Raw genomic sequence first — 26,915 nt, 5'->3', positions numbered from 1 at the left:
CTGTCTAATCTTATTCATGCTGAGCAGTTTGTTCGCCATATTTATAGGGGTAAGCTTGATGCTTACCAAACCTATATAATTGGCGGGTTAAACTATGCCCAATTGCGTGATATGGTAAATATAGTGGTGCAGTATGTGTCGGAATGGCAGAGTGAAATAATCCTGCAATAAACCAAAAGTGGTGCACTTTGCCTCGGAATATTTAATTACCTCAAACAAAAACTGGTGTACTTTGGCTCGGAATGACTGGTGTACTATGCCTCGGAATGGGTGGTGTAGTATAGGTCGGAATATCCAGTACTGTGCTGTTTCCTTTTATTTTATTGATGTAAGCTAGTGTTTTATACAACATTTGAGGCTGTTCAACTTCAGCAGGAGAATTTTGAACATAGCTCTTAAAAAAGGATACCCTTTCCAATATAGAACTGCACTCGAAAAATTCATTTACATTAAAGTTAGCGCCTTTCGCTGCAGCTTCAAACGGGATAACCGAATTAGATCTAAAATACTGCGCAGTTAAACCAAATAACTTATAGAATGCACTCGGGAAAAAACGAACAATAAAAACCTGACTCGTGTTATGGTTATATTTTACATAAACATTCTTAATAGATCCAGCATTTGCCCAGGCCGACTTAATTTCAAATGAATCGCTTTCCGTGGTTACCGATACCGTATCTTCTCTATTTTGTAAAAACACAAGCGCAGGAAATCCATCATTAAACAGAAGATGCATGTCATTGTCGGCTTTCTTAGAGAAAACATAAAACCCCTCGATAACAGATTCGATTTCTTGTGGAGGATTAATTCTATATCCATCCTCATTAAATTCCCCTAATTGTATCTTCTTGAGGTAATTGATCGGCATTTGGCAAATTTACTCAAAATGTTAGCGCTCAGCGCATAAATGTATGTCTAAAATTTACTATGTGCACAATTTAAATTGCCCTAGCTTTGCACGAAACTAAATAAAACGAATACGATGATCATAAAAACGGAAGAAGAACTACAGGGCATGGAACTTGTGAGCGAGGCTGTTGCGGTAACCTTGCAAAAAATGAGGGATTACACGCAAATTGGCATGTCGACCAAAGAGATTGATGAATACGGCAGACAGCTACTAGAGGCAATAGGTGCTAAATCGGCTCCATTTGAAACTTATAGTTTTCCGGGTTATAGCTGCATTAGTGTTAATCAAGAATTTGCGCATGGTGTGCCTTCAGATAAAGTTATGCTGAAAAATGGGGACATTATCAATATCGATGTATCGGCAGAAATGGGTGGCTTTTGGGCTGATAATGGTTGCTCTTTCATTGTGGGAGATGATATTCAGGGTATTCAGCATCTGGTAGATACCTCCCAGGAAATATTACTTGATGCAATATCACATATTAGCGGTGGAGTGAGAATTGCTGATATTGGAAAATTGATGGAGACGAAAGCCAAAAAAGCAGGATATACGGTGATTAGGGATTTAGGTGGCCATGGAGTTGGGCGAAGCTTACATGAAGAGCCTGATGCGATAATGAATTATTATGATCGGTTTGATAAAAGGCGATTCAGAAAAGATTCTGTTGTTGCGATAGAAACTTTTATCTCTACCAAATCTGCTTTTATAGAAACTGCAGCAGATAAGTGGGCCTTTATGGGTAGCAAAGGTGGGTTTGTAGCGCAGCATGAGCACACAATATTAATAACCGCTGGTAAACCAATAATCCTTACGGCAGCGAACGGAATATAAATGAAGTGTTTTTATAAGGTAATTGGCGAATCATCAATTCGATTATTTTATTGTGGGTTAAGTAAAATCATAACAACGATTTTTCCTTACTTTTACCGAAAAATACCAATATGCCTTTTAGTTCTTTAGGTTTGTCGGCTGCTTTATTAAAAGCGTTGGCAGATCAGGATTTTACAGTACCCACTCCCATTCAGGAAATAGCCATACCCGCAATTTTAAGCAAAAAAGATGTTTTGGGAATCGCTAAAACAGGTTCTGGCAAAACTGCAGGCTATGTTCTGCCTATTTTAATGAACTTACAGCAAACCTCATTGGTTAAAAATCGCCATGCAAATGTATTGGTTTTAGTGCCTACTCGCGAGCTCGCTGAACAGGTAAAAGCTGTTTTTCAAAACTTTAGCAAAAATCTCTCGCAGTCGGTAAAAACCTTAGCGGTTTATGGCGGTGTTTCCATTAATCCACAAATGATGGCGTTGCAAGGCATAAATGTACTTGTTGCCACGCCTGGTAGACTGCTAGAATTACTAAATTCAAATGCGGTTCACCTTTCCTCAATTGAAACCTTAATTTTAGATGAAGCTGATAAAATGCTGAATTTGGGATTTAAGGACGACATGGATAAAATTATCAGTCTTCTCCCACCGGAACGTCAGAACATTTTACTTTCAGCTACATTAAGCAATGACCTTAAAAATATCCATCAAATTCTTTTAAGAGATCCGGTAGTGATAAAGATTGAGGATGAGGAAAATTCCCTAGATCTAATAAAACAATTGGCATATATCGTTTCAGATGAAAAGAAAGGCCCGTTTTTGCGCTATCTCATTCATCATCATGAAATGAAACAGGTACTGGTTTTTGCATCTTCTGTGCACCAAGTAGATGCAATAGTTAATAAGCTTCGTAAAAACAATATTGATGCAAAAGCGATTCACAGTAAAAAAAGTCAAGGCTCTAGAACGGAATCATTAATGTTATTTAAGGCAGGCAAACTTAGGGTTTTGGTGGCGACGGATTTAATGGCAAGGGGAATTGACATCAACTTTCTGCCTTTTGTAATTAATTATGAACTCCCTCGATCGCCAAAAGACTATATCCACCGAATAGGTAGAACCGGAAGAGCGGAAGCCCCTGGTGATGCCATTTCATTAGTAAGTCCGAATGAACTCGATCACTTTGGCGTAATCCAAAAAAAAATGGGCAAACAGGTAGAAATAGTTGATAGTGAAACGATTAACCAAAAAAATTAGTCATTCTGATTGTATCGTTACTAGCTATAAGTTTTGCTTTAGCTCACCATAAGACAAGATGGTGATTAAAAATCGTATCTTCGCCAAAATATGGGTTACGCAAAAGAAAGAGGAAAGTTAGAAAAGCTTTCAACAAAAGTTGGTGCTTTAACAATTTACGATGATAAAAGTCTAACAATCATCACAGATATTTTTGAGCAATATTCTCATTCCATCAGAATATTAAAAAATAAGAATAACGAATCATTTAATGATATCTATCTAAACGAATTACAGCTAGTGAAGACCTTTAAAAGGGCTTTAAAGCTAAGTGAAGAGGGCGATCGTCAAGATAGCTTTATAAAATATAGAGATGCCTTATTGGCTGCACTTAACAATGCCATTGCCGTAACAAACGAAAGTGCATAGTTAATTATTTAACCGTTGCTGCATTGAATGTAGATTAACTTTACTATTCCAGCAAAATCATTTAGGCCTTATCGAAATATAGGGCCTTCCTTATTTCCAAAAAGTTGTTGCGGCGTTAAGGTTTACATAAAAACCTCCATGTTTTTAAGTGCAACAGCATCGACTAAGGTTTTCCCAAAACTATTAATAGCATTATTGATTAGTTTTGGTTACTCGATATGGTTAATGTGTTGAAGAATATAATCCTTTCTTCTACCCGAAACAGGAATTTCTGTTTTATTCTTAAGCACAATCGTTCCAGATTTTAAAAATTTGTCAACATATAAAATATTAACCAAAAAAGATTGGTGCGGACGAAGAAACCATTTTTCGGGTAGCAGCTCATCGTAAAACTTAAGCGGTTTTGAAATTATAATCCTCCGCCCCTCCGATAAGAAAAAATTGGTATAACCACTTTCGCTTTGGCAATAAATGATTTCTCGAAGCTGCAAAACCTGTAAGTATTCTAGTGTATGCAAAACTATCCTACTATCTAAATCGCTTTCCGTTTTTCCAGATTGAGATTTTAAAATGGCAATTTGCTCCTGTTGTTGGGCTAAACTATTGGCTCCATCGTCAACAATTTTATTTAACGCTGCTTTAAGTTCAACATCGTCTAAAGGCTTAAGTAAATAATCCAAAGCCCCATATTTAATCGCCTTTACTGCAAAGTTATTGAATGCAGTAATAAAGATTATTTTAAAAGAGATTTCGGATAACTGATTTAATATATCGAAAGCTGTACCATCAGTAAGTTGAATATCCATCAAAATAAGATCAGGATTGGTAGATTTAATTAATACCATACTTTCTTCTACAGTAGTTGCCGAACCTATTAAATTGAAGTCTTTTTCCTGCTTAATTAGCCATTCAATTTCTTTGCGAACAGCTGGTTCATCCTCAATTATTAGCGTACGTATAGCTGTATTCATTTTACCAAAGTAAATAAAATCTTTGAGAATAATAAGTGCTGTTTTATAAGACATTACTCCTTAAATACCTTAAATTGGTAACAGGCTGCACTTTAATCAAAATTTATAATTAAAGCGTTGAAAACTAAATATCATTTAAATTTTAAAAATCAAAAAAATAAACGTTAATTAGACGATTATTTATTGTTATGAGCACAGCAAACTATGTAATTGGCGTGGATTACGGGACGGATTCTGTTCGGTCTGTTTTGGTAGATACCGCTAACGGAAAAGAGATTTCTTCGTCCGTATTTCTTTACCCACGATGGCAAAAAGGCTTATACTGCAAGCCATCCATCAATCAATTTAGGCAGCATCCATTAGATTATATTGAGGGTTTAACCCACACCATTAAAGATTGTTTAACGAAAGCTGGAGGATCGGGAATTGCGCATTTGGTTAAAGGAATTTCGATAGATACTACTGGTTCTAGTCCGGTTGCGGTTGATGCTACAGGAACTCCCCTAGCCTTAACGCCAGGTTTTGAGGAAAACCCAAATGCCATGTTTGTACTTTGGAAAGACCATACCGCCGTTAAAGAAGCTGCCGAAATTAATGACCATGCTACTAAATTCCCTGTAAACTATTTAAAATATGTGGGTGGAATTTATTCTTCAGAATGGTTTTGGTCTAAATTATTGCGCATTCTAAGAATCGATTCTTCGATTAAAACAAGTGCAGAATCTTGGGTAGAACATTGCGATTGGATTCCATTTCTACTTACCGGCGGAACAGATATTGCAACCATGAAACGCAGCCGTTGTGCTGCTGGCCATAAAGCTTTATGGGCAGAGGAATTTGATGGATTGCCTCCAGAAAGTTTCTTTAGCAGTTTAGATCCACTTTTGGCTGGCTTTAGAGAAAAACTTTTTGTTGAGACCTATACTTCTGATGTTTTTGCTGGAACATTGAGCCCAGAATGGGCAGATAAATTAGGCTTAAATACCGATGTAGTAATTGGCGTTGGTGCTTTCGATGCCCACATGGGCGCCGTTGGTGGTCAGATTGAACCATACTATTTGAGTAAAGTAATGGGCACAAGCACTTGCGATATTTTGGTCGCTCCTAATGAAGATTTACATGGCAAATTGATCAACGGTATTTGCGGACAAGTCAATGGTTCTGTAATTCCTGGAATGGCAGGCCTTGAGGCTGGCCAATCAGCTTTTGGAGATGTATATGCTTGGTTTAAAAACTTAATTAGCTGGCCCTTAAATCATTTGCTTACTGAATCTAACTTAATTGATGAGGCAACAGCAATCGCTTTGAAAGAAGAATTGGAAGGTAAAATCATAGCCAATTTGAGCAAGCAAGCCGAAGCTTTAGAAGACGATGATTACGCCGAATTGGCAATAGATTGGCTAAACGGCAGAAGAACACCAGATGCTAATCAGGAACTTAAAGGTGCAATTACTGGCCTTGGTTTAGGAACTGATGCACCAAGATTTTTCCGTGCTTTAGCTGCGGCAACTTGTTTTGGTGCAAAAGCTATTGTCGATCGTTTTAAAGAGCAAGGCGTTCCTGTGAAAGGAATTATCGGCATTGGCGGTGTAGCCAAAAAATCTGCTTATATTATGCAAATGATGGCCGATGTTTTGGAAATGCCAATTAGAATTCACCGTTTCGAGCATACTTGCGCTTTAGGCGCAGCAATGTTTGCAGCAGTTGCAGCCGGCATTTATCCAACTATCGAAGATGCAATGGTTGCCATGGGAACCGGATTTGAAAAAGAATACAAACCAAATATGAAGAAAAAGAAAATGTACAGAATGCATTATCAACAATATTTGGGTTTAGGAAGATATTTAGAACGTTACAACAAAAAAGACGTAAAACCTTACTTATCATGAGCAATTATCAAGATATAAAAGAACAGGCTTATCTGGCCAATATGCAATTACCAAAATTGGGTTTGGTGCTCTTCACTTTCGGCAATGTTAGCGCTGCCGATCGTGCTAAAGGGGTTTTTGCTATTAAACCAAGTGGCGTTCCTTATGAGGATTTATCTGCCGATAAAATGGTGATAGTAGATTTCGATGGCAATACCGTTGAGGGGAATTTACGCCCATCATCTGATACCAAAACGCATGCAGTTTTGTACAAGCATTGGGAAGACGTTGGTGGAATTGTACACACACACTCCACTTACGGAACGGCTTGGGCACAGGCGCAAAAGGCAATTCCGATTTATGGAACCACCCATGCCGACCATTTAACAGTAGATATTCCTTGTGCACCGCCAATGGATGATGCCATGATTAAGGGCAATTATGAGTACGAAACTGGCTTTCAAATTATGAATCATTTTGAAAGTTTGGGTTTAGGTTATAAAGAAGTGGAGATGATTTTAGTAGGTAATCACGCTCCTTTTACCTGGGGAAAGACCGCTGAGAAAGCAGTTTATAATAGTGCAGTTTTAGAAGCTGTTGCGCAAATGGCGCTGTTAACGCAACAAATTAACCAACAGGCACCGAAGTTAAAAGATTCGTTAATTGAGAAACATTATGAGCGTAAGCATGGTGCAGGTGCTTATTATGGTCAAAGTTAGTTGTGAGTTTGGGGTTTGGAGCTTCCATGAATCGTCATTGCGAGAAACTATTCTTCATAGTTTAGTGGCAATCTCATTCTGAAAAGGATTTGGAAAGCAATGACAGTAGATCTTAGGACACAATAGTCCCGCCATTTGCTGTAGCTCCGATAGAAAAAATCGGAGGCTGCCGCTCCTGTTGGGTTTAGAATAGAAAGGTATACCTAAGTTAATGGAACCAACCGACACAAGAGGAAAATTATGATGCCTATAAAATTTGAGGCATTCCCCTCTTTTAGAGGGGTGTTTGCAGAACGGTGGTGTTTATTTGACAATTTAAATATAACGGTTTACCTAAGTAGAATAAACCTGATTGGAGTGAGCATGAGGCCATTTTTCTTGGCCGAAATAAAACGGAAAGCAGGACTACTGTAGCCGATGAAAAACAGAAACCTGCTTTTCAAATAAAATAATAAAATTTAGTTGGCTGCAATTTTCAGTTAACCAATTATAACAATAAGCAATTAAACAAATATAAAATGATTGATTTAAAAAAATTACAAGTTTGGTTCATCACCGGTACGCAGCATTTGTATGGGGAAGAAACCTTGAAACAGGTTGCAAATCATGCACAGGAAGTAGCAGAATCTTTAAGCCAAAATGGAAATATTTCGGTTTCGGTAGTTTACAAACCCATTGTAAAAACCACAGAAGAAATTTTCGAAACCTTGCAACAAGCCAATATTGATGAAAATTGTATCGGTGTAATTACCTGGATGCATACATTCTCTCCGGCTAAAATGTGGATTAGAGGTTTAAATGTTTTACAAAAACCTTTATTGCATTTACACACGCAATTCAATCGCGATATTCCTTGGAATACGATTGATATGGATTTTATGAATTTGAATCAAAGTGCTCATGGCGACCGTGAATTTGGTTTCATGGTTACGCGTATGCGCAAAGATCGTAAGGTGGTAGTTGGCCATTGGCAAGATGAAGAGGTTGCAAAACAAATCGATACTTGGTGTAGAGCCGCTGCTGGTTGGAACGATTGGCAAGGCGCTAAGTTTGCTCGTTTTGGCGATAACATGCGTTATGTTGCCGTAACAGATGGTGATAAAGTGGAGGCCGAAATGAAGTTTGGTTTCGCTGTAAATACTTATGGTATAGGCGATTTGGTAACTGTAATTAATGAAATACCTGAGGATTCTATTCAAGCTTTATTAGAAGAATACGAAGATACTTATGAAATGACTGCTGAATTAAAAGTTGGTGGCGACAGACATTCATCAGTTTATGAGGCGGCTAAAATCGAATTGGGTTTGAGAAAATTCTTGGTAGATGGCGGTTTCAAAGGTTTCTCTGATACTTTCGAAGATTTACATGGAATGATTCAATTGCCAGGAATCGCAGCGCAACGTTTAATGGCCGATGGTTATGGTTTTGCTGGCGAGGGCGATTGGAAAACAGCTGCATTGGTTCGTGCTTGCAAAGTGATGGGTGCAGGTTTAGCCGGCGGAAATGCCTTTATGGAAGATTATACTTATCATTTCGATCCTGCAAATTCAATGGTTCTAGGTTCTCACATGCTTGAAGTTGATGCAAGTTTGGCATCGGGCAAGGCCAGTTTAGAAGTTCATCCTTTAGGTATTGGCGGAAAAGCAGATCCTGCTCGTTTGGTATTTAATGTTGGTGGCGGCGATGCATTAAATGCATCTTTAATTGATATGGGTAATCGTTTCCGACTGTTAGTCAATGAAGTAAAAGCAGTGGAAGCTGAAAATGATTTACCAAACTTGCCTGTTGCTCGTGTACTTTGGAAACCACTTCCAGATATGAAAACAGGCTGTGCAGCATGGATTTATGCTGGCGGCGCACACCACACAGCTTATAGTCAGAATTTAACAACCGAACATTTATTGGATTTTGCAAACATTGCTGGTTTAGAATATGTGAACATCGGTGCAGATACCAAAATCAATCAATTTAGAAATGAATTGCATTGGAATGATGTTTTTTATAAGTAATTAAAATACAAGCTCTCAAATCTTAAAGCCGATAGTTTTTTAAATTTTCGGCTTTTTATTCTGGTGGGTGAGGACACCAACCAGTAGAGAACCTTTTAAGATTAGACTATTAAAACTCCAAATATGACCGGTCATCATCCTGAATCTATTTCACGGTCTTAATGCGAGATCATGCAAAATGCTTCAGGATTTACCGATAATCTGAAACCTTTTATTCTGGTTGGTGAAGACACCAACCAGTAGAGAATATTAGACTATTAAAACTTCAAACATGACCGGTCGTCATCCTGAATTTATTTCAGGATCTTAATGCAATTGTTGTTCCAATGCTTTAGGATTTATCCTTAATCTGAAACCTAATGAAATTTCTACAGGTTGGTGAGAACACCAACCTGTAGAAAATATAAGGAATTAGTCTATCGCCTTAATAAAATAGAATGAATTTCTATCCGACATGATCTGCAGCAAAAAACCTAATCAATACTAACCATAGCCTTAATAACGCCATTCTTCGGGTCTAACCAGCTTTCAAATTCATCCTTTACTTCTTCAAATTTTACCTGATGGGTGATGTAATTGGTTGGATTTACCAAACCTGCTTTCATTGATTTGATAACGTGTTCGAAATCTTCAATGGTAGCATTTCTGCTGCTCATTAAAGTGGATTCTCTTTTATGAAATTCGGGATGGTTGAAAATTAAATCCCCTTTTTGCAAGCCGATTAGTACAAACCTTGCACCATGAGCCATGTAATTTATCGCATTGTTAATTGCCTTTTGATTCCCTGTTGCATCAATTACAACCGTTGGCATATCGCCATTGGTAATTTCGCTTAGCTGTTGAGTTACGTCCGGCGAAAGTGCATTTACAACATGGGCGACTTTCAGCTTTTCCTTACAGAAAGCCAGGCGGTCTTCATTGATATCTAAAGCAATTACATTAGCTCCGGCAATTCTGGCAAATTCCATTGTGCCTAAACCGATTGGTCCCGCACCGATAACCAATACAAATTCTCCTGGTTGGATATCTGCTCGGCGAACGCCATGGGCACCAATAGCTAAAGGTTCTACCAAAGCCAGTTCATCAAAAGTCAAACCCTCGCCATGCAAAAGTGTAAGCGATGGCACTTGTAAATATTCTCGCATGCCACCATCAACATGGACGCCGCAAACCTGCATTTTAACGCAGCAATTTGGTTTGTTCATGCGGCAAGCAATACATTCGCCACAATTAAAGTATGGGATAAAAGTAACGGCTTCTCCTATTTCAAAACCACGAGCACCATCAGCCTCAAATAATTCCCCTGAAAGTTCGTGACCTAAAACCCGTGGATAATTAAAGAAAGGTTGTGTACCCTCAAAGGCATGTAAATCAGTTCCGCAAATACCAATTCGTTTGATTTTTATAATGGAATGGTCTTTTTTAAGTTCAGGTTTTTCCGTATCTGAATACTCAAAAGTTCCAGGCGTTGTACAGGTAAGGGTTTTCATTTTAGGTAATGATTGAATTTTGAATGAGTGAGTTTTGAATGATAGAAAGAGCGAGTTTTGAATGAGTCAATATTTAAAGCAATTTGCGAATCATTCCATCATTCACTCACTCTATCATTCTCTAATTATTTTATTTATGCGTTCGCCAAAGCTCTATCCAAATGAACATAACCGCCATCAACATGAATAATTTGTCCCGTGGTGTGGCTTGATTTGCTTGACATTAAAAAAGCCGTCATGTTTGCGATTTCTTCAGCGGTTGTCATTCTGTTCTCCAATGGAATTTTGGAAGTAATTTCATCCAATTTTGCCTGGGCATCAGGTAAAGTTTCAATCCAGGTTTCGTAAGCTGGTGTCCAGCATTCGGCTACCACAACTGCGTTAACACGGATTCCATACTTCAAAAGCTCAACTGCCCATTCGCGGGTTAAGGCATTCCGACCGCCATTTGCAGCAGCATAAGCCGAAGTATTTCCTTGTCCGGTTTCGGCTGTTTTAGAAGTAATATTTACGATTGCGCCTTTACTTTTGATTAATTCGGGCAAAGCATGATGTGCCATTAAATAATAATGAACCACGTTTTTATGTAACGATGCCATGAAATCTTTGTAGTTCCCGCTTTCCAAACCAACACCGTCGTTTACACCTGCATTGTTAACCAATCCATCAATTCGACCAAACTTTGCTACGATTTCGGCAATCACTTTTTCGCAATCATTCGGGTTAGATAACTCTGCAACAAATTGCGCTGCCTTTCCACCATTTGCTGATATTGCATCGACTACTTTTTGATTATCTTCTGCTTTTCTACCAACGATTATGGCGATTGCATTTTCCTTTGCAAATACTTCCGCAATGCTACGTCCGATTCCTTTAGCCGCACCGGTAACGATGATAACTTTTTCTTTTAACTGTAAATCCATATCTTTTTTTTAAAATTAGTGAATGAGTGAGTTTTGAATGACTGAATGTGTGATGCAAATTGCCATTCAATCAATCCCTCATTCGAAATTCAATCATTTTTTTAATTAGTGAATGAGTGAATTTTGAATGGGTGAATTTTGCCTGGGAAATCGCTAATGACATTCTCTCATTCAATCATTCTCTCACTCTATCATTTTATTAATTACATCTGCCTTTCTCGATTCCGGCAGTACTTTTAAATATATTAATTTTCCATCTTTTAAAGTTCCCTCAACTGTGGTTTTGTATGGTGCATAAAGCTTGAAATGAACATCCCAATCTTTAGGCCAAGCCGGGAACAAATAGATCTTTTTGTCATCAACTTGCATCAGCATTTCCTGCAAACCAATCATACCCGAACCGCCCCAATTATGGTCGGGTGTCCAATCGAAACCCGGGCCCCAAAATGCAGGAAACCGTCGCCCGGAATCATTCAATTTCGCTGTAGTCAATCTTGCAGCGTCATCAGTTAAACCAAGTCTCGCTGCAAAAATATTATCCTGTTTCCAACCTACATGGCTACGAAATTTCAAAACATCGGTATCATATTTATAAGTGTTTATGGCAGTATCTAAGCCAGGTTTTCCGATTCCATAAATCCCCCAGGGATAAACTGGGTACAACTGCGAACTTTCGGTATTGTTAATTCGCTCCCAAAGTTTTGCTGGCGCAATTGTGGTGTGTCCATCAAATGCTCTAAAACTTATTGGCGGAATCGTTTTAAGCATCTCCAGCCATTCTGATTTTTGTTTTTCGGATAATCCGGGATACGCAATTAATCTTTCTAAAACCGTTTTTAAAGCTGCAATTGTTGAGGTAGAATTATAAGCCATTTTATAAGTTTCAGCTCCGGAACCCGGATATAGAACCAAATGACCCTCAGCATCCAAAGCTTTTGCCCCTCTTTGCTTAGCCAGATAAGTATAATGTTCTTTGAAAAAAGTCAGTGAACTTTCAATTAATGGAAGATATTTTTCAATGTTTGCACCATCATATCTTTCCGTCTCCAAAATCATCATACAAAATTCCAAAACAGTATCCCATTCGTATTCCAGCCAGGCATTATATTCCATGCCTTTGTTAAAATCCGCAGGACGTTTCCATCCATATTCAGCAGGATTTGGTAAGCCGAAGTTTTCCAATTGTTCTGTAAAACTTGCGCCTTTATGTCCCCAGGCAGATTCCGTTCTGTTTTCTGCATTCTTCAATAAATTGAGATAGAAATCAAATTGAGGTTTCATGAGCTCAAAATCGCCACTCTTTAACATCGGCCAATAAACCAATCGTTGGTTTTGAGCGGTGTGTGTTCCTCCTCCCCAATTTCTAAAATCGGGCGAGTATTTTAAAGTGGTATCGGTAAATTGCGGGTCGAATGTGAATAGGCCTCCGTTAAACTTTGTCGGGTATTTACCAAAGGCATTGCAACCCAACATGTATCGAAACAACTGGTAATTTTTCCCCGATTGATTGGCCAAAGTATCTTTTGGATTAATGTAAATAAAACTCTTTTTCCAGAAATCGTTCCACCATTTGATGCTAGCTTTTTGATTGTCTTTTTTAGCATTTAAACCTTTTTCCCATTCTTGAATGGTTTCAGCTTTTGATGTATTTAAAGTGATGGTAAGATTAGCCGATTTAGATGGTTTTTTAGTTCTCAAAACCCAGGCTTTAAATAGCATATTTAAATAGATACCGTTGTAATTCCCTGCTAGAATCATATTATCACCTTGTATTGAACCGCCAAAAATCAAGTTCTTTAATGGATTAAAAAGTTCAGTTTTTCTATCTTCTAAACCTTGTTGTTTTACCGCAACATCGAAAACGGTTTCGGATTTATTTTGATGATAGAATTGTATCGAATTGTTTTTAAAAGCAATTTCATCTTTGAAAGTTTTCACAATGCCTTGCGGTGCCCATTTGTAAGAATTTTGGTTGTTCTCCTTGCCTTTCGTAATTCGGTCTTCGAATCGCCAGCTTTCATAACTTGATTCTGTGGTAATATTCTGATTTGATTTAATATCTAAATGAATGACTGGATTAAAGACATCAACCCAAACCTTAATTTTTGTACTAACTTTGCCATTTTCTCCTGAAACCTGAGCATATCCGTCTTTTAAAATCAGCTCTTGTTTGAAAGTTTTTCCCTCAAATGGATTAGGACTAAATTTAAGCTTTACACGACCAAGTTTAAGTAGCGTATTGTTTTCATCAAACGTGCCGCTGCGAGATAAATAAAGGTAAACTTCGCCTTTTTCTACCCAAAGGTTTAAACCAATATCGCCTCCACCAACAGGCATCGATTCGGATGAATTATGGCTTTGTGAAGTCCAAATTAAATTAGGTTGTTCTTTTTCTTGCGAAAAAGCACTAACCGTTAACAGCCACAAAGACACGAAGAACACAAAGAAAGGATTTGTTTTCTTTGTGCAATTGAGATATTTGAAGACCGTGTATTTCAGCATTATTTTTCTTTGTATTTATTTAATATTCTCGTCATTGCGAGGCACTACCAATAACATGGCTCTGGGTTTGTCATTCTGAACGCAGTGAAGAATCCCGTGCCATGGAAAACTACCCATAATACGTCACCAAACCAAATTGGTAGATTAGGTTTGAGCAGTGCTATTCGGTTGCGGATTCTTCGTTACTCTCAGAATGACAGCAAAATTAAAGGTTGTCATCGCCATATTTATGTGTTTTTTAAATATGCTAACCTCTCGCAATGACGTATCGCTAATTATCCCAATCATAAGTACGGAAAGAAGAAACCGGCAAGCCATCGTTTCCGAATAAATCGCCAATTACAAAATCCTTAAATGCGTAACGAACCGCAATAGGTGTTTTCACTTCTTCTGCCGAGACAGTTATACTACTTCCAGTTATTAAGGCTTTCGCCGAATAAAATTTCTTGTCTGCTCCTGCAACTTCAAATAAAATCAATTCTTTTCCGAATGAAGTTAAACCATTTGGCACATTTTGAAACTTAATTACCGCTTTATTTTTATCGATGTTTAAGGATTCATAAGTCGGACTTAATGCACCGAAACCTTTTATGCCGTAAGTTTGAGCCAATGCCAGGTAAGCTAATCGCATTCCGCCTTGCTTTTTATTGGCTGGGTGGATTGATTTCTCTTCTCCAATATCCATTAAAACGGCCATACCTGAATTTGGGATTTTAGCTAATGATTTGCGTTGCGCATCTCTTAAAAATGCAGAATTATATTTACCACCCACATGATAAGGAGGCAATTGTGCGTAGTCGTAAGGCGCAATCTGTGCATAATAAAACGGGAATTCGCCGTTATCCCAATTTTTGCGCCATGAAGCTACCATCGCAGGAAATAACTCTTCATACCTATCTGGACGTTCATAATTCGATTCCCCCTGATACCAAATTGCACCCTTTATACCATACCCAATAACAGGATAAAGCATGCCATTGTAAAGCGTTGTTGGTGTTCTGCTTACTTCTTTTATGGTGTCGCCTTTTGATGGAATTTTAACTTCAGGAAATGTTTTTAAATCTTCAGGCGACATCCAGGCCTCAATTGAAGAGCCTCCGTAACTGTCATTTATAATGCCTATAGGAACATTTAACATTTCGCTCAATAAAGAACCAAAATAATATGCCGTTGCACTAAAATTGGAAACGGTTTCAGGTGCCGCCAATTTCCACGGAGAGGGTTTGCTGTTTTCCTGACGCTCGATAATCGAAGAACGCGGAACGGTGTAAAGCCTGATATTTTTATTTGAAGATTTTAAACTAACTTCATTAGAACCAATAATAGGCTGACTTTTGAAGCCTTTCATTGGCATTTCCATATTCGATTGACCACCGCAAAACCAAACTTCACCGATTAATATATCCGATAAAACCAATTTTTCGCCGTCGCTTAATTCGATATCAAAAGGACCGCCTGCAACCGGTGTGGTGACTTTTATTTTCCACTTTCCATCTTTATCTGATGTAACCGAATAGTTTTCTTTATTCCATGAGGTGTTGATTTTTACTTTGGTTAATGGTTTTGCCCAACCCCAAATGGCCACATTTCTTTGTTGCTGCAAAACCATGTGGTCGGTAAAAATCGATGCAGGTTTAACCGTTGCCGATGCAATAACGCAATAAGCAAGGTTTAAAAGTATGATGAGTTTTAGTTTCATTTTTTCTCGTTTTGTCGTCATTGCGAGGTACGAAGCAATCTCCCCTAATTAGATTGCTTCGTACCTCGCAATGACGATTTAATTTTACCTGCTAACCGGCAACCACACCGACATTTCTGAATGGCCGCGATTTCCCCAAGCAAAGTATGGTACCAATTTTATTTCCGTTTCTGTATTTTTATTATCAATCGGGCGGTAAAGCACATTTTTCCAATTATTTGTCTCAACGATTTTTGCATTACCAACCAAACTCATCATTTCAGCACCATCAATATTTATTAGTTTGGCAGTAAACTTGGTTGATGTTGGCACAAAAGTATTGAAGATGCTTTTACCAGGTAAATCGGTAGATTCCAAACAGTAAACAATCGGACCGCGTTTTACAGCAATTTGGTTTCTGTTTTCTTCAACCAGAGGATTAGCCTCGATTAAAGTTGCATCCATCGGGAGATTTAGCTCTACTATATCGCCTTCTTTCCAAACGCGATTTACTTCAGCGTAAGTTCCTGAAATGGCTTTAACATTTTCAATTTTTCCGTTGATGCTAATTTGTGCATCATGTGTCCACGATGGGATTCTTAAAAATAAAGAGTATGCCTTGCTCCCTGTTTCCTTAACGCTGATTTTAATTCTGCCATCCCAAGGATAATTTGTTTCTTCGGCAATCGAAACCCCCGTTCCATCAGCTAACTTGGTAGTTAAGTTATTACCACCATATAAATTGAACCACAAGCCTTTATCAGAAACACTATAAACATAATCGCTCACTTCGGCAATGGTTCTAACCACGTTCGGCGGACAGCAATTAGATAAACCAATGTATGGCACTCTATCTTTAGACCAACGCTGTTTGAAAGGTAAATCATCAGACTGAGCCAAGGGATTCGTATATAAAAAGTTCTTTCCATCCAAGCTAATTCCCGATAAAACACTGTTGTGTAATGCCAGTTCCATCACATCCGCATATTTTGCATCACCTGTAATCTGTAGCATTCGCCAGTTCCAAAGTACATTACCAATGTTTGCGCAGGTTTCGTTATGTGCCGTAAAATTCGGTAACTGGTAATCGCGACCAAAAGCCTGATGAATTTTTTGAACATCAGCAGGATTGTATGAAGTACCATCGGGAGAAGTACCGTCATAAAGTGACCCGCAACCACCTGTGATGTACATTTTATGCTGATTTACATCATCCCACATTAAATTTAAAGTATTTAATAGAGAATCTTTTCCCGTTTCGGCATATAAATCGGCCACGCCAGCATACAAATAATTCGCCCTAACGGCATGCCCCATTGCTTTGGTTTGCTGTAAAAACGGGATTCTATCCTGATTATCATCCGTTCCATCATCAATCTTTCCTTTAATGGCGATTAAATGGTTCGCCAATTCTAAATATCGAGGGTCTTTCGTAGTACGATACATTTCCACAACGCCCATATAATGCGACGGACAAATTGCATTCCGTGCCAGGGTTGGTGATGCAGACTTATAAAAATTGTATAAATAATCTGTTGCTTTTTTAGCGATGTTCAACAAAGTGGTTTTTCCAGTTGCTCGGTAATGAATGCAACCTGCCGTCATTAAGTGACCAATATTATAAGATTCAAAGCTTAGCCTATCCTGAAACTGATTATTAGAACCCGTTTTGCGTTGCTCAATCATCGCTTTTGTATAGATATAACCATCTTCGCGTTGAGATTTTCCAATCACCACAATGGCTTTATCCATCATTTCGTTCAGCTTCGGATTTTTAGTTGATGCATATAAACTGGCGACAGCCTCAAGCGTTTTGTAATAATCACCATCATGGAAAGATGGTCCGGAGTGTGAACCCGTATCCAATCCAGCAGCAATTTCAAAATTTTTAAAAGCGTGACTGATTTTTGGGTCGTTGTAAATTGCCCACATATTCGGCACCATAGTTTCAGTGGCAACCTTAAACCTATCTGCCCAAAAGCCTTTTGTCCAGGTAACATCGGTCATGTTGATGCTATGCAATTTTGCATAAGGCGAGTTTGAGTTGTAAACCAAAGCCCTGTCTTGCGCATTTGTATTTAATAAACAGAAGAGTAGAATTAATATTCCAAAAATCCGGAAACGGAATCGTCTTTTCGACTGAAACGCAGTGAAGTGGAGAAATCTTTGAACTATACTTATCGAAAAGTTCAAAGATTTCTCGACTTCGCTCGAAATGATGATAGTAAATTTTCTGTTTAACGACTGAAGTTGTGGAACTCTATCCTTTTTAATCACTAATAAATCTCTCATCATTTTTCTTCGATTTGAATAACTACCGGACCCAATAATCCGGCAGGATTTAAAGGTTTACCCTCCAAACGGAAAGGTGCAGTCGTTTTGGTAATTCTTTTATTTTCAGACAATTTACTATCGCCAATTAAACGATTTGCCCATGTATTTGTCACTTCAATTTCTATTTTATTATCGCCTTTTTTGATGGTTTTGCTAATTTCCAAACGATGCGGAGCAGTCCACAATGTTCCGCAACTTATACTATTGATTTTTACTTCAGCAATGCTGGAGAACTGGCCTAAATCAATCCAAATTTTATCATTCGGATTTCCGTTGAAAGTGAAATTCTTAGTATAAACGGCTGTACCCGAATAATATTTAACCAGGCTATCAGGATTTTTGGTCCAGTCGCTTAGCTCATTAAAAATGACAGGTTTAGATGGTCCTGCATAAGCCGTATCGAATTTTGCCTGCCAAGATTTAGAAATATCTTGGATGGTTTTAAAATTTGACAAGTTTTTTCCATTCATTGATTGGATATTTTTAGCTTGCTTTTCAAAAATGATAAATAAAGATTGATTTGGAGCAAATTTCATCTGTAATGCAGTTTGCCCGTCTAAACTTCCAAATTCTTTTATCATTGACCATTGATTGCTCACAGCATCAAATAATTTTGGAATTTTGCCCATAACCCTAAAATTAAGTATCAGTTCTCGTTCTCTATTTTCTTGGTTGGAGATGAAATAAATTTCCTTGTCGAGCGATTTTCGATGTGCAAAAGTTATATTTTTTGCATAATAACCCTCAAGTGAATCCGCTTGATTATAAGGTAAAAAATCAGGCAATATTTTAAGACTTATTAAATTTTCCCCATAAAAAGGAGCTTTTATAATATTCCCCAGCCCTAAACGCTTAACAAAAATTAGTTGTTCATCTCTCTGAATTTCACTAAAGATTCCTCCCCAAATCTCCTCAACAACCCTATCAAATTCAGCTTTGCTTACTTGCTTCAAACCATTTTGATACAGTGGTTTATCAGCAACAATAACCTTAGCACCCGCTTTAATCAAGTCCGAAAGCTTTTTTACGACATCATAACCCATGTATTGATAATTCGGATTCATTTTCATAGCTCCCGGAAAAACCAAAATTTTGTAAGCTGCGCCACTTTCAAAAACCACCTCACCATTTTTAACCGTAGCGGTATTTAACACATCCGGATTGAAACTATCGTAAGCATAGCCACGTAAAGGATTAACCCAATTTTCGGGATCGGCCATATCTGCCGAATGCGTTACACCAGCAGGAATTTGCCTTAGTGGCTCGCCAATATTTGCCAAACGTTTCTTTTCTGATTCAACTACATCAGTACCAAAAATCCCCGGCAATGTTTTCACCAACCTATCTGGTAGAACCGAGCGACGAGGCAATTCTTCGCCCGTAAATACGGCAATATCTACAACGGGTTTTCCTTGTTGTAAAAGATTTTGTGTTCGTTCTGCGTAATCTATCCAAGCTTTCCCCGCTTTCCACCAGGTTTGGTCGCGTTGAAAATATAGCCCGACACCATCCAATGTCATTCCGGGCTTTCTGCCCATCCATGGATTGTGAGTAAAAACATGGTACACCAATTTGTTAATACCAAGTGCATAATTTCTATCCTGCAAGGTTTTCATATTCGCCGGACTTTCATTCCAATCCATCCGAACGGTTGTAAAAGCCTCGGCCTGAATAATGTTTTTGCCGTAAATATGTGCGCCCGAAATGGCATCCAACATATCGTTTGGTTTATCATGCGTTGGGCTGTTTAACCAAAATTCGCCCATTGGTACATCAACAGTTTTGTAATGCATTAAACCATCGCTCATCATCGTTGGCGCTATGCTTTCGGCAGTAAAAGTTACGCCTTGCTCCTTTGCTAACTTTGCCAAAGTTTTATAAAATTGGTCAACCACCAATTCGGAAATTGTTTTCCTTACATCGTATAAAAAGTTCTCGGAAACCGAAGTGCTTTCCACAGGCAAGCCGGTCATAATTGGTAAATACTGGGTTAAATCGTATCCTCTGCGTTTTAAAAATTCAGCCTTAAATAACGGCGACCAGTTCTGGCTACCACATTCCCAACTATCAACATGGAAAACGCTCAAGACTTTTTTTGCTATTTCAGGTCCGCCATGTTTTAAAGCTTGGCCATACCAGCTATCGAATTGCAATTTAACGGCTTCAGGGTTGAATTTATCGCACTCTAAGCCCATTCCACCACCACCTGTTGCATTGGTGTGTCCTGTGGAAGTATGCCCAATTCGTAAAATTGTCCAATTGCCTTTAGGAGCTTTCCAGAATAAAGACCCATCAGGATTTAATTTATCCGATAGGTTTATAATTTTATTAAGCGGAACACATAAATTTTTAGCGATTTGTTCATCCGTACTTCTTTTGCTCACACGCCAAACCGAACCGTTTTTACCCTCGAATTGATTAATTTGTGCCTCAGCACTTAACTCGAGATTAACCAGTTTTAAAGATGGTTTCCATTTAGCAGCATCCAAATCTTCGGCGCCTGGTTCAGAACCTTTTTTATCATAAATAAACCTGAAAAACTTTGCTGTGGTTGGTTTGATAGAATGCGTTACATCTTCGTCGGTATCTTGCCAACCATGGCGAGGTGGTTCTAATCTTCCTATGGAACGGAAAACTTTACCATCATCACTTACTTCTATCGCTAAACGTTGCGCCTGATAGTTATTCCCACTGATTTTAATGGTAACTGTTCTGCAAGTAAAAGGCTTTTCGAACTCGTATTGAATGTAACAAAGTTCATTAGAACCGAAGTTTTTCTTATTTCCGGGTTGAATTAAACCTGAGGCATCAGCACCATTACTTGCTGTGATTTTAGGGATAACTGTCCTTGTTGAAATGTTTTCGCCAATCGGTGATGGATAAGCGTAAACCGCAATATCTTTATAATAGTTTTCTTTAGATTCAGGCTTAGGCAGTATGATTTTGGTAGTTGAATTATTAACCAAAGACTTAGACCAAACGACTTTTTGCATAGAAAGTTCGGGCGTAATCCATGGTCCGCCCGCAAGTGCAAAACCGTCACTAACGTGCATTCCGAGTTTTAAATCCAAGCGTTTTGCCTCGTTCATCGCAAACTCCACCAGCTTCCACCATTCCGGCGTAAGTTGAACAGCAGGCGGCGAATAAACAGGCGTTTTATCAGGACCTTGAATGCTCATTAAATAAGCGCCAGCAATGCCATTAGCTTTCATTGCTTCCAAATCGGCTGTGATGCCGGGTCTGGAAACTGCACCCTTTACCCAATACCAAAATACCCAAGGTTTAGCATTTTCATTTTGTTGCGCAGCAGCAATTTTTGCAAAGTAAAAGCTTGACAACAATGTAAAGATGAGAATTTTGCTAAATCTTGATTTCATTTTTAACTATTTACCACCAAGTCACAAAGGACACTAAGTTGGGTGTAGTATAATGCTATTTGATTATTTTAGTGTGCTTTGTGTTTCTATGGTTATTTTAAATTGTTATGGGCGATTTTATAGCCTCGCAATCCGAAGAATAGAATAATTAAATAGCAAACGAGTGGAATGCTGTAACCAATTTGAATATTATCTCCATATATATCAATCAAAGTTCCCATTGAATAAGGCAAAATTGCACCACCAACAATCGACATAATTAGCCACGAGGAACCTGGTTTTGTATCATCTCCGATGCCGTCAATTCCTAACGCAAAAATGGTTGGAAACATGATAGACATGAAGAAACCTAATCCGCCGAGGGCATAAACAACAATTACTCCATCTCCGAAAATAGCCACAAGGCTTAATAAAACTGAAATTACTGCATAAATTGATAGTAATTTGTTTGAGGCGATATAACGAAGTAAAGCGGTTCCAACAAAGCGCCCTGCTAAAAATAATGTACCATATAAACCTAAATAATACAAAGCTGTGTATTCGTCAAATCCGCCTGCTTGCTGTGCCGCTCTGATGAAAAAACTGGTTACACAAACCTGCGCACCAACATAAAAAAACTGTGCAATCACAGCCCATCTTAAATGTTTATGCTTAAGGGCGCCCATAAAACTGCCCTCCGAAACTCCATCCTTACTTGCCGTTTTTACTTCAGGCAATTTCATAAAATAGAATAGCAAGGCAACCAAAACCAAAACGGTTCCTAAAATAATGTATGGTGTTTTAACTGTAGATGCTTCTGTGAGGAAGTAATTATCCCTCACCGTTTCCGTCATTGCTGCCAATTCTTCTTTGGTGTGCGATTTTCCTGATAGAATAAATCGTCCTACGATTGTTGCCAAAGGCGCCGCTAACCCATTAAAGGTTGCTGCAAGATTTAATCGCCATGCGGCTTTATCAGGACTTCCTAAAATTGCTGCATAAGGGTTTGATGATGTTTCGAGCAAGGTTAAGCCACAGCCAATGATAAAAAGAGCAATTAAAAAAGTAATATACGATAGATTATTTGCTGCCGGAACAAACAGAAATGCACCAAATGCAAATGCCAGTAAACCGGTAATCATAGTAGATTTATATCCAAATCGTTTTAAAAGCACTCCCGCAGGAATGGCCATTAAAAAGTATGCGAGAAAAACTGAAGTATCAATCAATGTCGATTGACTATTACTTAGATTACACGCTTTTTTAAGGTGTGGAATTAAAATGGAATCCAAGTTGTGCGCCATTCCCCATAAAAAGAATAGACTTACCACTAAAATAAATGGCAATAAATATTTTTTTCCTGATGATGGTTCGCCCTCGGCTATAATTTCTGGCTGTGTATTGTGGTTCATATATTTGGTTTTATAAGTGTTTATCAAGGTTTAAATCATCGAATGAGATTGCCGTGTCGTACCTCCTCGCAATGACGATTTTATTTCTTTTTGACTACTAAAAGATGGTCGCAGACTAAAACGACTTCTCCGTGTTGATTAATAATTTCAACGTGTTCGGTTACAGTTCCATATTCTGGTCTTTTGCTATCACCTTTTTCAGAAATCGTGATTTCCGAGTGGATGGTATCGCCAATGAAAACAGGTTTTACAAAGCGCAATTTATCATAACCTTTTGACATTGCCTCAGGATTAATTTCAGATGCGGTTAATCCAATTCCAATACTGAAAATCATCGTTCCGTGGGCAATGCGTTGCTTAAATGGTTGCGTTGCACACCACTCTGCATCCATATGATGCGGGAAGAAATCGCCGGTATGGCCAGCATGAACCACAAAATCGGTTTCCGTTATCGTACGACCCAAGGTTACACGTTTATCTTGTAATTGATAATCTTCAAAAAATGTTGATTTGAAATACATAAGCATCTTCTAATTAATGTTTTGGGATAGTTGTTCTTTTCTGCACTTCCTCTCCAGAAGAGAGGAATACAAAGTTTTTACTTTTAACCCACTGCACACCTAATTGGCATGCTATTTTATACTATATTCTTACTTCTAACTTTTGTTTCCCTCTCTTCAGGAGAGGGATGCACCTAACTATAAAATACTACTACCGTTCAAAGGGTGAGGCGTTACCCCTCCAATATCACTCGATTTATAAGCACTTTCCACAACAGCCATTGTTTGAATCACATCCTCAACACTCGTATGCAAAACATCGGTTGAGCCCTCGTTGTACCGCATTAAATTCGCCATTGTTCCTATAAATGCTTCAGGAAACCAGGAGCCATCTAATTTAACCGTTTGCCATTCAGGCAATTTATTCTCTTCTAAAATACAATATTCAAAAACATCAGGAACACCGTTAGGATAATCCATCAGTAAACCAATTTTTGCTACGATTGCACCTTTTGTTCCCTCCCATTTAATGTAGCTTTCCTGGTGGGTCGGACCGAAATCATGGTCGTGATTGGTGTTAATTACCGCATGCATCGTATCGCCGTAATCGAATAAAATTGTAGAACGCGATGACGATAAATTCTTCGCAGGATGTTTCAGCGTTTTCGCTAAAACACTTTGAGGATTACCCAAAAACGAACGAATTAAATCAACATAATGAATGCTGTGGTATTGAATTTCCAATCGTGGATGAATAATTACATGAGGGAAAATCTCCCAAGGTGTTTTAATCGTCACACGAACTTCCATATCGTATAATTCGCCGATTAAGCCTTTGTCAATCAAATATTTTGCAGCACTTACAAAGGGTGCAAAACGGAGTTGAAAGTTTATTGCTGCCTTTAAATTCTTGGTTCTGCAAAGTTCCAGAATTTCATTAGCCTGCTTAAAATCATCGCCCATTGGCTTCTGAATTAAAACGGTACTTCCATCTGGTAGCTGCTTTAAAGTTTCAATATATTGCTCTGGCATGATGGTTAAATCATACACAGCATTTTCAGGAGCAAGTTTTACGGCTTCAGCAACTGAATCATAAACGTTCGAAATACCAAAAGCATCCGCTAATTTCTGCGCCCTTTCTTTGGTTCTATTTACAATGCCATGAACTTCAAAACCTGCAATTTTATAGGCAGGAAGATGTGCATCGGCCACTATTCCACCTGCACCGATGATGATGATTGGTTGTTTCGTTTGCGGCAGTTCGGGTTTATATTTTATATCAATACTCATTTATCAATTTCATTAATTTGGCTTTGTGCAAGCTGAATAAGTTCTTCGGATGGCGAATTTGTATTTATCGCCTGCAAAACCATTTTATCAATTATTGCCGCAATTGTAGCCCAGTTTTCTTTTTGAGGAAGCATATTTGCCACCTCATGTAGTTGTTCTAACTTATGGTAGTAAGGAATAATTTTGTTGATTTCCGCATTTTTCCATGTCGAAATTCGGCAACCAATTCCACCCTCCAAAGTGAGTTGCTTATCTTGTTCTTCGGCTAAAGCAAAGCGAAGAAAATCGTAAGCTAGCGCTTTATTTTTGCTGCCTTTGGCGATGGTGTAAAGCCAATAAACATTTAAGGATGCAGAATTTTTATCAGGAGCCGATGGTAGTAATTCGACATCAATTTTGCCTTTAACTTTTGAATTTTCATCTACTTCACACATCGCTGCAAAGCCAAACCAATTTATCATCATGGCTGCCTCTCCTTGCGAAAAGGCAATTCCAGCTGCAACAGATTCAAATTCGGCTGATTTTGGATGAACCGCAGTTTTATCGTTTACAATTTTTCTGTAGAAATTTAAGCCATCGATTGCGGCTTGGGTGTCGATTTGAATGAAACCATTTTTGTCGACCAATGTCCCGCCCCTTGTCCATAACTGAAGACAAAAATCGAAAACCGTGTTGTGGCCATCAGGATAGCAGGCAAAAATACTTCCATATAAATTATCGGCAGGCCGATTGAAAAACTGCGCCACCTGATGGAAATCTTCCCAGGTTTTTGGAACTGCTAAAGCTTTACCAAATTGTGCGGAATAGTTTGCTTGTTCCATTTCACTTTCAAATAAATCTTTCCTATAAATGAAACATTCAGGCCCGTCGTGAAATGGCAAACCCACAACTTCCCAGCCGAAACGCTGCAAACCCAGTAGTGATTTGCTCCATCCTCTCGGGAAATCTTCAGGTTTATTTTTATTGATGTAAGGATTTAAAAGCTCGAAATCCTGATTTAAATAGCCCTCCAAAACCCAATCGGTGCTGATGTGGGCAATATCGAAATCGCCGTTTGCCAAACCTTTTTGAGTAATTGTGCGGTCGTAAAGTTCATGCAAATCCATCACAACCATTTCCAACTTCAAAGTACAGCCCGAAAATTCGCAATATTTATCCCAAAATTTCTGCATGGCAGATTCAAAAGGGGCAAATTTGCGAACGGCAATTTTGAAAGTTTCTATTTGGTTATGCATTTGCAATTGTATTCTGTGTTATAAATTCTTTGATGATTTTTTCATTATCCTGTCCCAATTTCGGGGAACCAACTGCTGAGGTAAGCAACTCGCCATCAATGCGAATCGGGCATCGGGTTGTTTCATATTTGTAACCATCAACCATTTCCACCTCCTGTATCATGTTCAACACCTTAAAACCATCATGGGCCATCAGCGCATTCCAGTTCAAAACATCTGCGCACCAAATATCAGCAGGTTCTAAAATGGACAGCCACTTTTCAGTTGTATCCGACAAGAGGTGTTCAGCTAAAATCGCCTTTATTTCATCCCGCTTATCAAATGCTTCACTAATTTCATTGTAATCTTCTAATTTCTCACAGCCCAATAAATTACCGAGTTGAGGAATTGAACCCATTGCCAATGCTAAATATCCGTTTTCTGTTTGATAAATACCGTACGGCGCACCTAAATATGCGTTGGCATTATTCTTTTTAGAACGTTCGGGCAATGCGCCGCCATCATTCATAAATGTTGTGATGGTTTCAAACTGGAAATCATAAGCCGATTCCATCATGCTTACCTGCACAAAGCCACCCTCGTTTTTAATCACTTTGCGATATAAACAGGCTAAAAGTCCTTGTGCTAAATGTGCACCTGCCAGCATATCAACAATGGATAAACCCATCGCAACGGGGCCGCTATCGGCATTTCCTGTTAAAGAAGTTAGTCCCGTTACCGATTGTAACAGCAAATCCTGACCAGGTTTATTTTTCCATTCCGTTTCCGTTCCGTAGCCAGAAATTTCGCCATAAACAATTGTCGGATTTAAAGCCAACACCGATTGGTAATCGAAACCCAAACGCTCCATCACCCCTGGACGAAAATTATGAATCATGACATCGGCTTTTTTAAGCAGCTCGCGAACCATTTCACAATCTTCTTCATTCTTTAAATCGACTTCAAAACTTTCTTTATTTCTATTGATGGCATGAAAAACCGACGATTCTCCATTCATAATCAAATTGGAGGTGTAAAGTGTACGGCAAATATCGCCTACACCTAAACGCTCAATTTTGATTACACGAGCGCCCATATCGGCCAAGCGCAAACTTGCCGATGGCCCCGAAAGAAACTGGCTGAAATCGATAACTAAATAATCTTCAAGCGGTCTCATAATTTTTAATTATTACTATAATCTTGCTGTCATTCTGAGAGCAACGAAGAATCTCTAACCTAATAGCATTACC

The 26,915-nt window shown here is 38.5% G+C and carries 19 protein-coding genes; 6 read left to right on the top strand and 13 right to left on the bottom strand.

Annotation, left to right across the window (positions count from 1 at the left end):
* Window positions 1-211: 211 nt before the first annotated feature.
* Entirely contained in the window at window positions 212-868 is a 657-nt protein-coding gene (locus tag EZ449_RS04215; protein ID WP_131556699.1) for a DUF6597 domain-containing transcriptional factor, read from the bottom strand.
* 114 nt (window positions 869-982) lie between these two features.
* On the opposite strand from EZ449_RS04215, the gene map reads away from it, so the two are divergent.
* From map to EZ449_RS04200, 3 genes are all read left to right on the top strand, one after another.
* Window positions 983-1,741, top strand: a complete 759-nt coding sequence (gene map, locus EZ449_RS04210) for a type I methionyl aminopeptidase (RefSeq protein ID WP_131556698.1) — start codon at window positions 983-985, stop codon at window positions 1,739-1,741.
* Between the two features lie 110 nt (window positions 1,742-1,851).
* Window positions 1,852-2,991, top strand: a complete 1,140-nt coding sequence (locus tag EZ449_RS04205) for a DEAD/DEAH box helicase (RefSeq protein ID WP_131556697.1) — start codon at window positions 1,852-1,854, stop codon at window positions 2,989-2,991.
* Window positions 2,992-3,081: 90 nt separating this feature from the next.
* The gene (locus EZ449_RS04200) at window positions 3,082-3,399 is read left to right on the top strand and encodes a hypothetical protein (RefSeq protein ID WP_131556696.1); all 318 of its coding nucleotides are present in this window, start codon (window positions 3,082-3,084) and stop codon (window positions 3,397-3,399) included.
* A gap of 209 nt (window positions 3,400-3,608) precedes the next feature.
* On the opposite strand, the gene EZ449_RS04195 is transcribed toward EZ449_RS04200, so the two are convergent.
* On the bottom strand, window positions 3,609-4,370 hold the full coding sequence (locus EZ449_RS04195) for a LytR/AlgR family response regulator transcription factor (protein WP_131556695.1): 762 nt from the start codon (window positions 4,368-4,370) through the stop codon (window positions 3,609-3,611).
* 188 nt (window positions 4,371-4,558) lie between these two features.
* On the opposite strand from EZ449_RS04195, the gene EZ449_RS04190 reads away from it, so the two are divergent.
* The 3 genes from EZ449_RS04190 to araA all read left to right on the top strand — a co-directional run bounded on the left by EZ449_RS04190 (window position 4,559) and on the right by araA (window position 8,966).
* Window positions 4,559-6,259, top strand: a complete 1,701-nt coding sequence (locus EZ449_RS04190; protein WP_131556694.1) for a ribulokinase — start codon at window positions 4,559-4,561, stop codon at window positions 6,257-6,259.
* Entirely contained in the window at window positions 6,256-6,957 is a 702-nt protein-coding gene (locus EZ449_RS04185; RefSeq protein WP_131556693.1) for an L-ribulose-5-phosphate 4-epimerase, read from the top strand. The genes EZ449_RS04190 and EZ449_RS04185 overlap by 4 nt, the downstream gene beginning before the upstream one ends.
* A 518-nt stretch (window positions 6,958-7,475) precedes the next feature.
* Complete coding sequence (gene araA / locus EZ449_RS04180; protein WP_131556692.1) at window positions 7,476-8,966, top strand: L-arabinose isomerase; 1,491 nt, start codon at window positions 7,476-7,478, stop codon at window positions 8,964-8,966.
* A 473-nt stretch (window positions 8,967-9,439) separates the two neighbouring features.
* On the opposite strand, the gene EZ449_RS04175 is transcribed toward araA, so the two are convergent.
* The 11 genes from EZ449_RS04175 to EZ449_RS04125 form a co-directional block, all read right to left on the bottom strand.
* Entirely contained in the window at window positions 9,440-10,456 is a 1,017-nt protein-coding gene (locus tag EZ449_RS04175; RefSeq protein ID WP_131556691.1) for a zinc-binding alcohol dehydrogenase family protein, read from the bottom strand.
* A gap of 134 nt (window positions 10,457-10,590) precedes the next feature.
* On the bottom strand, window positions 10,591-11,379 hold the full coding sequence (locus tag EZ449_RS04170) for an L-fucose dehydrogenase (protein WP_131556690.1): 789 nt from the start codon (window positions 11,377-11,379) through the stop codon (window positions 10,591-10,593).
* Window positions 11,380-11,562: 183 nt separating this feature from the next.
* A complete protein-coding gene (locus tag EZ449_RS04165; RefSeq protein ID WP_131556689.1) occupies window positions 11,563-13,881 on the bottom strand; it encodes a DUF5703 domain-containing protein in 2,319 nt (772 codons plus the stop codon).
* Window positions 13,882-14,152: 271 nt separating this feature from the next.
* Window positions 14,153-15,580, bottom strand: coding sequence for a sialate O-acetylesterase (locus EZ449_RS04160; protein WP_131556688.1), 1,428 nt, complete (start codon window positions 15,578-15,580; stop codon window positions 14,153-14,155).
* Window positions 15,581-15,664: 84 nt separating this feature from the next.
* Complete coding sequence (locus tag EZ449_RS04155) at window positions 15,665-17,854, bottom strand: aceric acid hydrolase (protein WP_225872226.1); 2,190 nt, start codon at window positions 17,852-17,854, stop codon at window positions 15,665-15,667.
* Window positions 17,851-21,270 carry a glycosyl hydrolase gene (locus tag EZ449_RS04150; protein ID WP_131556687.1) on the bottom strand — a complete coding sequence of 1,140 codons (3,420 nt, stop codon included), beginning with the start codon at window positions 21,268-21,270 and terminating at the stop codon, window positions 17,851-17,853. The genes EZ449_RS04155 and EZ449_RS04150 overlap by 4 nt, the downstream gene beginning before the upstream one ends.
* Before the next feature lie 92 nt (window positions 21,271-21,362).
* Window positions 21,363-22,661, bottom strand: a complete 1,299-nt coding sequence (gene fucP / locus EZ449_RS04145) for an L-fucose:H+ symporter permease (protein WP_131556686.1) — start codon at window positions 22,659-22,661, stop codon at window positions 21,363-21,365.
* A gap of 80 nt (window positions 22,662-22,741) precedes the next feature.
* A complete protein-coding gene (locus tag EZ449_RS04140) occupies window positions 22,742-23,182 on the bottom strand; it encodes a MaoC/PaaZ C-terminal domain-containing protein (protein WP_131556685.1) in 441 nt (146 codons plus the stop codon).
* Between the two features lie 177 nt (window positions 23,183-23,359).
* Window positions 23,360-24,451 carry a Gfo/Idh/MocA family protein gene (locus EZ449_RS04135; RefSeq protein WP_131556684.1) on the bottom strand — a complete coding sequence of 364 codons (1,092 nt, stop codon included), beginning with the start codon at window positions 24,449-24,451 and terminating at the stop codon, window positions 23,360-23,362.
* Complete coding sequence (locus tag EZ449_RS04130; RefSeq protein ID WP_131556683.1) at window positions 24,448-25,686, bottom strand: extracellular solute-binding protein; 1,239 nt, start codon at window positions 25,684-25,686, stop codon at window positions 24,448-24,450. The genes EZ449_RS04135 and EZ449_RS04130 overlap by 4 nt, the downstream gene beginning before the upstream one ends.
* The gene (locus tag EZ449_RS04125) at window positions 25,679-26,842 is read right to left on the bottom strand and encodes a CaiB/BaiF CoA transferase family protein (protein ID WP_131556682.1); all 1,164 of its coding nucleotides are present in this window, start codon (window positions 26,840-26,842) and stop codon (window positions 25,679-25,681) included. Before EZ449_RS04125 ends, EZ449_RS04130 begins: the two co-directional genes overlap by 8 nt.
* Between the last annotated feature and the right edge of the window lie 73 nt (window positions 26,843-26,915).

Origin of the sequence: Pedobacter frigidisoli (assembly GCF_004331675.1) — a bacterium.
Lineage (GTDB): Bacteria > Bacteroidota > Bacteroidia > Sphingobacteriales > Sphingobacteriaceae > Pedobacter > Pedobacter frigidisoli.
This window is presented reverse-complemented; position numbering and strand designations above follow the sequence as displayed.

What these genes read in the sequence shown, in the direction of transcription:
- EZ449_RS04215 (WP_131556699.1), bottom strand. Translation starts at nt 868, where the DNA reads ATGCCGATCAATTACCTCAAGAAGATACAATTAGGGGAATTTAATGAG.
- map (WP_131556698.1), top strand. Translation starts at nt 983, where the DNA reads ATGATCATAAAAACGGAAGAAGAACTACAGGGCATGGAACTTGTGAGC.
- EZ449_RS04205 (WP_131556697.1), top strand. Translation starts at nt 1,852, where the DNA reads ATGCCTTTTAGTTCTTTAGGTTTGTCGGCTGCTTTATTAAAAGCGTTG.
- EZ449_RS04200 (WP_131556696.1), top strand. Translation starts at nt 3,082, where the DNA reads ATGGGTTACGCAAAAGAAAGAGGAAAGTTAGAAAAGCTTTCAACAAAA.
- EZ449_RS04195 (WP_131556695.1), bottom strand. Translation starts at nt 4,370, where the DNA reads ATGAATACAGCTATACGTACGCTAATAATTGAGGATGAACCAGCTGTT.
- EZ449_RS04190 (WP_131556694.1), top strand. Translation starts at nt 4,559, where the DNA reads ATGAGCACAGCAAACTATGTAATTGGCGTGGATTACGGGACGGATTCT.
- EZ449_RS04185 (WP_131556693.1), top strand. Translation starts at nt 6,256, where the DNA reads ATGAGCAATTATCAAGATATAAAAGAACAGGCTTATCTGGCCAATATG.
- araA (WP_131556692.1), top strand. Translation starts at nt 7,476, where the DNA reads ATGATTGATTTAAAAAAATTACAAGTTTGGTTCATCACCGGTACGCAG.
- EZ449_RS04175 (WP_131556691.1), bottom strand. Translation starts at nt 10,456, where the DNA reads ATGAAAACCCTTACCTGTACAACGCCTGGAACTTTTGAGTATTCAGAT.
- EZ449_RS04170 (WP_131556690.1), bottom strand. Translation starts at nt 11,379, where the DNA reads ATGGATTTACAGTTAAAAGAAAAAGTTATCATCGTTACCGGTGCGGCT.
- EZ449_RS04165 (WP_131556689.1), bottom strand. Translation starts at nt 13,881, where the DNA reads ATGCTGAAATACACGGTCTTCAAATATCTCAATTGCACAAAGAAAACA.
- EZ449_RS04160 (WP_131556688.1), bottom strand. Translation starts at nt 15,580, where the DNA reads ATGAAACTAAAACTCATCATACTTTTAAACCTTGCTTATTGCGTTATT.
- EZ449_RS04155 (WP_225872226.1), bottom strand. Translation starts at nt 17,854, where the DNA reads ATGATGAGAGATTTATTAGTGATTAAAAAGGATAGAGTTCCACAACTT.
- EZ449_RS04150 (WP_131556687.1), bottom strand. Translation starts at nt 21,270, where the DNA reads ATGAAATCAAGATTTAGCAAAATTCTCATCTTTACATTGTTGTCAAGC.
- fucP (WP_131556686.1), bottom strand. Translation starts at nt 22,661, where the DNA reads ATGAACCACAATACACAGCCAGAAATTATAGCCGAGGGCGAACCATCA.
- EZ449_RS04140 (WP_131556685.1), bottom strand. Translation starts at nt 23,182, where the DNA reads ATGTATTTCAAATCAACATTTTTTGAAGATTATCAATTACAAGATAAA.
- EZ449_RS04135 (WP_131556684.1), bottom strand. Translation starts at nt 24,451, where the DNA reads ATGAGTATTGATATAAAATATAAACCCGAACTGCCGCAAACGAAACAA.
- EZ449_RS04130 (WP_131556683.1), bottom strand. Translation starts at nt 25,686, where the DNA reads ATGCATAACCAAATAGAAACTTTCAAAATTGCCGTTCGCAAATTTGCC.
- EZ449_RS04125 (WP_131556682.1), bottom strand. Translation starts at nt 26,842, where the DNA reads ATGAGACCGCTTGAAGATTATTTAGTTATCGATTTCAGCCAGTTTCTT.